The sequence below is a fragment of the Streptomyces sudanensis genome (assembly GCF_023614315.1).
GTDB lineage: Bacteria > Actinomycetota > Actinomycetes > Streptomycetales > Streptomycetaceae > Streptomyces > Streptomyces sudanensis.
Genome location: NZ_CP095474.1, coordinates 775,718 through 782,768 on the forward strand (window position 1 = coordinate 775,718; position 7,051 = coordinate 782,768).

Annotated in this window: 4 protein-coding genes and 4 pseudogenes; 3 read left to right on the forward strand and 5 right to left on the reverse strand. The window is 74.4% G+C overall.

The features are described from left to right. Window positions 1-29 precede the first annotated feature (29 nt). Window positions 30-759: pseudogene (locus MW084_RS03425) on the reverse strand (hypothetical protein); the annotation flags it as partial. 195 nt (window positions 760-954) lie between these two features. Here MW084_RS03425 and MW084_RS03430 point away from each other — a divergent pair. Genes MW084_RS03430 through MW084_RS03440 form a run of 3 tightly spaced genes read left to right on the forward strand, consistent with a single transcriptional unit; the run spans window position 955 to window position 4,019 of the window. After that, window positions 955-2,235, forward strand: a complete 1,281-nt coding sequence (locus tag MW084_RS03430; protein ID WP_010474624.1) for a magnesium transporter MgtE N-terminal domain-containing protein — start codon at window positions 955-957, stop codon at window positions 2,233-2,235. After that, a complete protein-coding gene (locus tag MW084_RS03435) occupies window positions 2,225-2,842 on the forward strand; it encodes a DUF1003 domain-containing protein (RefSeq protein WP_010474626.1) in 618 nt (205 codons plus the stop codon). Before MW084_RS03430 ends, MW084_RS03435 begins: the two co-directional genes overlap by 11 nt. 43 nt (window positions 2,843-2,885) lie before the next feature. Next, a complete protein-coding gene (locus tag MW084_RS03440; protein ID WP_010474628.1) occupies window positions 2,886-4,019 on the forward strand; it encodes an Mrp/NBP35 family ATP-binding protein in 1,134 nt (377 codons plus the stop codon). Between the two features lie 115 nt (window positions 4,020-4,134). Here MW084_RS03440 and MW084_RS03445 read toward each other — a convergent pair whose 3' ends face one another. The 4 genes and pseudogenes from MW084_RS03445 to MW084_RS03460 form a co-directional block, all read right to left on the reverse strand. Beyond that, complete coding sequence (locus tag MW084_RS03445) at window positions 4,135-4,794, reverse strand: hypothetical protein (protein ID WP_010474630.1); 660 nt, start codon at window positions 4,792-4,794, stop codon at window positions 4,135-4,137. Window positions 4,795-4,913: 119 nt separating this feature from the next. Further along, a pseudogene (locus tag MW084_RS03450) lies at window positions 4,914-4,997 on the reverse strand (sec-independent translocase); the annotation flags it as partial. A gap of 7 nt (window positions 4,998-5,004) precedes the next feature. After that, window positions 5,005-5,345, reverse strand: a pseudogene (locus MW084_RS03455) (sec-independent translocase); the annotation flags it as partial. A gap of 89 nt (window positions 5,346-5,434) precedes the next feature. Beyond that, window positions 5,435-7,051: pseudogene (locus MW084_RS03460) on the reverse strand (S1C family serine protease); the annotation flags it as partial.

Sequence of the window (7,051 nt, forward strand, 5' to 3'; positions counted from 1 at the left end):
GTCGCTGGTGCNGGGAAGCTGGCGGNCNNAGTCGAGGATGTCCTCCCGCTCGGGTTCCACCAGCGGGAAGTCCTTGTTCCAGTCCGACAGGACCACCACGCCCCCGCCGCCGCCGCGGGCGAACCGCAAGGGGAACGGCGTGCCCTCCAGGGACACGTCGAGGGTGCCGCCCTCGCCGTGCTCACCGCCCGCGACCTCGATGGTGCGGACCCTGCCGACCTTCTCCCGGTTGCCCTTGCGGACCTGGCCGTGGAGTTTGAGCAGGCCCTTCAGCAGGACGTTCATCTCGGTGAAGCCGCGCAGCTGCTTGTAGGAGGGGTCGTCCTGCGGGACCTTGACGTACTTGCCGTCCAGCTTGTCCGCCGCCTCGATGTCCGACTCGGTCGGCTCCCCGGAGTCCTCCGCGTGCCGCCAGAACGCCGCGCCCGCCTTCAGGAACAGGGTGTCGCCGATGCGCAGCAGCTCGAACGTCGACTTCCCGGTGGTGACGGAGCCCGTCGCGCCCTGGGCCTTGAGCCGCATGTTCAGCCGGTACGTGCCGGACTTGCTGACCAGGGAGCCCGCCAGGCGCACCGACACGGCGCCGGCGGCGGCGGCCCTGGCCTTGTCCTCGATCTCGTTCGCCGGGAGCCTGCCGACCCCGTTGGTGCCCTCGTCGGGGTCCTTCGCGCAACCGGTCGGCGCGGCGGCCAGTCCGAGGCAGAGGGCGAGGGAGAGCACGACGCGTCGGGTACGCCGAACCGGCGGGAGAACGGTCACCAGCGCTGCCTCTCGGTGTTTCACAGGGGGACGGCCGACCGCAGCGTACCGGTGCCGGATCGCGCCCTCCGAACGGAGCCGGGCGGGAGCCCTGCCCGGGCGTCCCGAACCATAACCGGCTAGCCTGAATCACCGGACTGCGGGCACACGCTGCATGTCGACGGGTGATCACGTGGATGGGAGGAGGCGCGGGACATGGCAGCAGGCGCCGCCCGGATCTTCGTCTCGCACCTCGCCGGAGCGCCGGTCTTCGACCCGGCCGGAGACCAGGTGGGCCGGGTGCGCGACCTCGTCGCCATGCTCCGGGTGGGGCGGCGTCCGCCCCGGGTGCTGGGGCTGGTCGTGGAGGTGATCGGCCGCCGCCGGATCTTCCTGCCGATGACCCGGGTGACGGGCATCGAGTCCGGCCAGGTCATCACGACGGGCGTGCTGAACGTCCGGCGCTTCGAACAGCGCCCCACCGAGCGCCTCGTCCTCGGCGAGCTCCTCGACCGGCGGGTCAGGCTGGTCGACGGGGGCGACGAGGTGACCGTCCTGGACGTGGCGATGAGCCGGCTGCCCGCCCGCCGCGACTGGGAGATCGACCGGGTCTTCGTACGGCGCGGCAGCCGCGGGGCGCTGCGCCGCAGGGGCGAGACGCTGACCGTCGAGTGGTCGGCGGTCACCGGCTTCTCCCTGGAGGAGGACGCGCAGGGCGCGGAGAACCTGGTCGCCACGTTCGAGCGGATGCGCCCGGCGGACCTGGCGAACGCGCTGCACCACCTGACGCCCAAGCGCCGCGCCGAGGTCGCCGCCGCCCTCCACGACGACCGGCTGGCCGACGTCCTGGAGGAGCTGCCCGAGGACGACCAGATCGAGATCCTCGGCAAGCTGAAGGCGGAGCGCGCCGCGGACGTCCTGGAGGCCATGGACCCGGACGACGCCGCGGACCTGCTGTCGGAGCTGCCGGAGGACGAGAAGGAACGGTTGCTCACCCTGATGCGCCCGGACGACGCCGCGGACGTGCGGCGGCTGATGTCGTACGAGGAGCGCACCGCGGGCGGGCTGATGACGACCGAGCCGATCGTGCTGCGCCCGGACGCGACGGTGGCGGACGCCCTCGCCCGCGTCCGCCAGCAGGACCTCTCCCCCGCGCTGGCCGCGCAGGTGTACGTGTGCCGGCCGCCCGACGAGACGCCGACCGGGAAGTTCCTCGGGACGGTCCACTTCCAGCGGCTGCTGCGGGACCCGCCGTTCACCCTGGTCTCCGCGATCGTCGACACGGACCTGGAGCCGCTGTCGCCCGGCACCCCGCTGCCCGCCGTGGCCAGCCACCTCGCCGCGTACAACCTGGTCGCGGCGCCGGTCGTCGACGACGGCGGGTCGCTGCTGGGCGCCGTCACCGTCGACGACGTACTGGACCACCTGCTGCCGGAGGACTGGCGGGAGACCGAGTTCGGTCCGGAAGCGGAGCGGGAGGCGGCGTATGGTGCCTGACCGCACCCCGGAGCGGGGCGCCGGGCGCGACCGCGCCGGCCAGCGGGAGCGCCCCGGCCACCACCAGCGGGAGCGGACCGTGCCCCGGGCCCGCCTCGACCAGCCGCTGGACCAGCCGCGCGTACGGCGCCCGAGGCTGCTGCCGGAGTACGACCCGGAGGCGTTCGGGCGGCTGTCGGAGCGGATCGCCCGGTTCCTCGGCACGGGCCGCTTCATCGTGTGGATGACCGGGGTCATCATCGCGTGGCTGACCTGGAACATCACCATGCCGGACGCGCTGCGCTTCGACCCGTACCCGTTCATCTTCCTCACGCTGATGCTGTCGCTCCAGGCGTCGTACGCGGCGCCGCTGATCCTGCTCGCGCAGAACCGGCAGGACGACCGGGACCGGGTCAACCTGGAGCAGGACCGGGCGCAGAACGAGCGGTCGATCGCCGACACCGAGTACCTGACGCGGGAGATCGCGGCGCTGCGCATGGGCCTCGGCGAGGTCGCCACCCGCGACTGGATCCGCTCCGAGCTGGAGGACATGGTCAAGGAGCTGGAGGGCCGGGGGGCGGTATTCCCGCCGGCCGCGCCCCGGCGGAGTGACGAAGGCGACCGCTGACCGGCTTTCCGGGGGGCGCCGCGGGAGCCGTACCATCGTCCGTATGACGACGGAAGACGCGGTGCGCGAGGCACTGGCGACGGTGAACGACCCCGAGATCCACCGGCCGATCACCGAGCTCGGCATGGTCAAGTCGGTCGAGGTCGGGGCGGACGGCGCGGTCGCCGTGGCGGTGTACCTGACGGTCTCCGGCTGCCCGATGCGCGACACGATCACGAAGAACGTGAGCGAGGCGGTCTCCCGCGTCGAGGGCGTCACCCGCGTCGACGTGTCGCTGGACGTCATGAGCGACGAGCAGCGCAAGGAGCTGGCCGCCGCGCTGCGCGGCACGACCGCCGAGCGCGAGGTGCCCTTCGCCAAGCCCGGCTCGCTGACCCGGGTGTACGCGGTGGCGTCCGGCAAGGGCGGCGTCGGCAAGTCGTCGGTGACGGTGAACCTCGCCGCCGCGATGGCCGCCGACGGGCTGAAGGTCGGTGTCGTGGACGCCGACATCTACGGCCACAGCGTGCCCCGCATGCTGGGCGCCGACGGGCGGCCCACCCAGGTCGAGAACATGATCATGCCGCCGTCCGCGAACGGCGTGAAGGTCATCTCGATCGGCATGTTCACCCCCGGCAACGCCCCGGTCGTGTGGCGCGGCCCGATGCTGCACCGCGCGCTCCAGCAGTTCCTCGCGGACGTCTACTGGGGCGACCTGGACGTGCTGCTGATGGACCTCCCGCCGGGCACGGGCGACATCGCGATCTCCGTGGCGCAGCTCGTGCCGAACGCCGAGATCCTCGTCGTCACCACGCCGCAGCAGGCGGCGGCCGAGGTGGCGGAGCGGGCCGGCTCGATCGCGGTGCAGACCCACCAGAAGATCGTCGGCGTGGTGGAGAACATGGCGGGCCTGCCGTGCCCGCACTGCGGCGAGATGGTGGACGTGTTCGGCACCGGCGGCGGCCAGCGGGTCGCGGACGGGCTGACGCGGACGACCGGCGCGACGGTGCCGGTGCTCGGCTCCATCCCGATCGACGTGCGGCTGCGGGAGGGCGGCGACGAGGGCAGGCCCGTCGTGCTGTCCGACCCCGGCTCACCGGCCGGCACGGCGCTGCGCACCATCGCGGGCAAGCTCGGCGGCCGGCAGCGGGGCCTGGCGGGCATGTCCCTGGGCATCACGCCGCGCAACAAGTTCTGAGGTCCGGGGCGCGCCCGTCTCCCGGGCGTACGGCCGCGAGGTGCGCCGGAGGGGCGCCGCCCGTGCGGGGCGGCGCCCCTCCGGCGCACCCGGGGCCTCCCTGGCGGCCTCCCGGTCAGGCGTACGCGGAGAGGTCCGCGACGACGGCGAAGCCGAGCCCGTACGCGCTCATCCCCCGGCCGTAGGCGCCCAGGTGGACGCCGCGGGCGGTGCTGCCGGCGAGGACCCAGCCGAACTCGGACTCGCGGTAGTGGAACGGCTGCGGCACTCCGTCCACGGGCAGCGACAGCGTCGTCCAGGCGGGGCCGTCCAGGTCGTGGGCGAGTTCGAACGCGGTCTCCGTCTGCTGGTCCAGCCACTCGTCGCGCAGCGTGTGGTCGAGCTGCGGCGGCCAGGTGTACGCCAGGAGCCCCGAGCCGGCCAGCCAGGCCGCCGAGGACACGCTGGTGGCCTCCAGGACGCCGGTGCCGTCTCCGGAGCCGCGCACCGGGCGGGCGGCGACGGTGACGACGACCGTGAAGCCGCCCTGCTCCCGCCCGGCGGCCTCCGGCCGTATGGACGGCTCCTCGCCGTGGCCGGTCGAGCCGTGCCGGACGGTGCCGTCCGCCTCCGTACCGGCCTGCATCAGCCAGCGCGGGCCGGTGAACGCCTCGTCCAGCCCGTACCAGGGGAAGGAGGCCCGCAGGTACGCGTCGACGGCGCGGCCGCCCTCGGACGCGGGTGCGCCGCCGGACGCCGGCCGCTCCCGCGCCTCCGTCCGTCTCGTGGTCTCCATCTCGCCGGCCGCCTCCTCGTATCCGTTCGGACAGAGGGAGAGGATATCGACCGGGGCCGGGCCCGTCCGGGAGGGCCGGCTCCGGTGGGGTGCCCGGTGGTCCGGGTGGCCCAGTCCGTTCAGGTGGCGTCCGCGTCGAAGGGCGGCCGGTCCTCCGCCCGGGGTGCGTCGTGCTTCTTCAGGAGGTCGGGCGTGGAGCGGGCNGGGGCNGGGGCGGCCGGGGCGGTGCCTCTGACGGCGCCGGCCACCTCGTCGATCTCCTTGCGGAGGTCGAAGCTGCTGCGCAGCTCCCGGATGTCCCGCAGGTCGTGGTTGTCGGCCAGCTGCTTGCGGACGAACGTCCTCGGGTTGAGGTCCTCGAACTCGAAGTCCTTGAAGTCGGGCCCGAGTTCGCTGCGGATGTCCTGCTTGGCGCTCTCGGAGAAGTCCCTGATCCTGCGGAGGAAGCGGCTGACGTCCTGGATGAGCTGGGGCAGCTTGTCGGGACCCCAGATGAGCACGGCGAGGATCACCAGCGTCACCACCTCGAGTCCGCCTATGTCACTGAACACCTTGCTCCTCCTCGGGTCTCCGCCGCACCAAGGTACCCGCTCCGCCCGTGCGGCGGGACTGCCGCCGGGCGGTCGGGCCGCTCGTCCGTTCAGTCGTCCGCCGACGAGCCGAGCGTGAGGGTCCGGGGGGCCTCGCGGCCGTCGCGCCGCACGGTGAGGCGGAGGTCGTCGCCGGGGCGGTGGCCGCGGATCTTGGCGATCAGCTCCTCCGCGTCGTGGACGCGCTCGCCGTCGACCTCGGTGATGACGTCGCCGGAGCGGATGCCCGCCTTGTCGGCGGGACCGCCGGGGACGACGGCCGCGCCGCCGCCCCGGGCCTCGCCCGCGACGCGGGCGCCGTCACCGGTGAACTTCATGTCGAGGCTGACGCCGATGACGGGGTGCGTGGCCTTGCCGGTGTTGATGAGCTCCTCGGCGACGCGCTTGCCCTGGTTGATGGGGATCGCGAAGCCCAGGCCGATCGAGCCGGACTGGCCGCCGTCGATGCCGGAGTCGCTGTCGGCGGCGCGGATGGCGCTGTTGACGCCGATGACACGGGCCCGGGAGTCGAGGAGCGGCCCGCCGGAGTTGCCCGGGTTTATCGGGGCGTCGGTCTGGAGGGCGTCGACGTAGCTGACGTCGCTGCCGTCGCCCTTCTTCCCACCGGCGGTGATGGGGCGGCCCTTGGCGCTGATGATGCCGGAGGTGACGGTGTTCTGGAGGTCGAAGGGGGCACCGATGGCGACGACCGGGTCGCCGACGCGGACGCCGTCGGAGTCGCCGAGCGGGAGGGGCGTGAGGTTCGACACCCCGCTGACCCGGACGACGGCGAGGTCGTAACCGCTGTCGCCGCCGACCAGGGTGGCCCCGGCGGTCTCGCCTCCGCTGAAGGTGACGGTGATGTCGCCCCCGGCGTCGGCGGAGTCCACGACGTGGTGGTTGGTGAGGATGTGGCCGCGCCGGTCGAGGACGAAGCCGGTGCCCGTGCCCTGCTCGCCGCCGCCGGCGACGTGGAGGGTGACGACGCCGGGCAGGGCGCGGGCGGCGATGCCGGCGACGCTGTCGGGCGCGCGGTCTGCGGTGTCCGCCGCGGCCTGGGGCAGCTCGACGGTGGTGAGGCCGCCGTTGCGCTCCACGTACGCGCCGACCGCGCCGCCGAGGACACCGGTGAGCAGGGCGAACACCAGCGCGCCGACGAGTCCGAGCCCCCTGCGCGACCGCGGCGTCCGCACGCCGTCGGGGTGGGCGGTGAGCGGCTGCGCGGCGGGACCGCTCCAGGGGTCGTACTGCCCCCACTGCGCGGGGGCGGGATGGGGAGTGTGTCCGGGAGTGCCGTAGGCGGGCGGCGGGACGGCCGCGGGCCGCTGCACGGGGTGCGGGTGCCCAGGGGCCGGGCTCCCCGTAGGGCGGTGTCCGGTACTCGTCGGGCTCGTGCAGGGGCCCTGCGCTCCCGGTGGGACGCCCGGCGGTCACGGCACCGGCCCCGTCCGGGGCGGGAGCGGGGTCGTACGTCCCGTCCGGGGCGGGTGCGGCGGGCACCCCCTCCGGCGCCGGAACGGCGGCGCGGTCGGGCATCCCGCCCGGTGCGGGGACGGGCGTCTCCCGCGGGGTCGCGTGCGCCGCTCCGGGCGCGGTGGCGACGCCCTCGGCGTGCACCGGGGCGGCCGGCCGGGCCGGCTCGGCCCGGGGGGCGTCCGGTCCGCCCGGTGCGGGGACGGGGGCGGGAC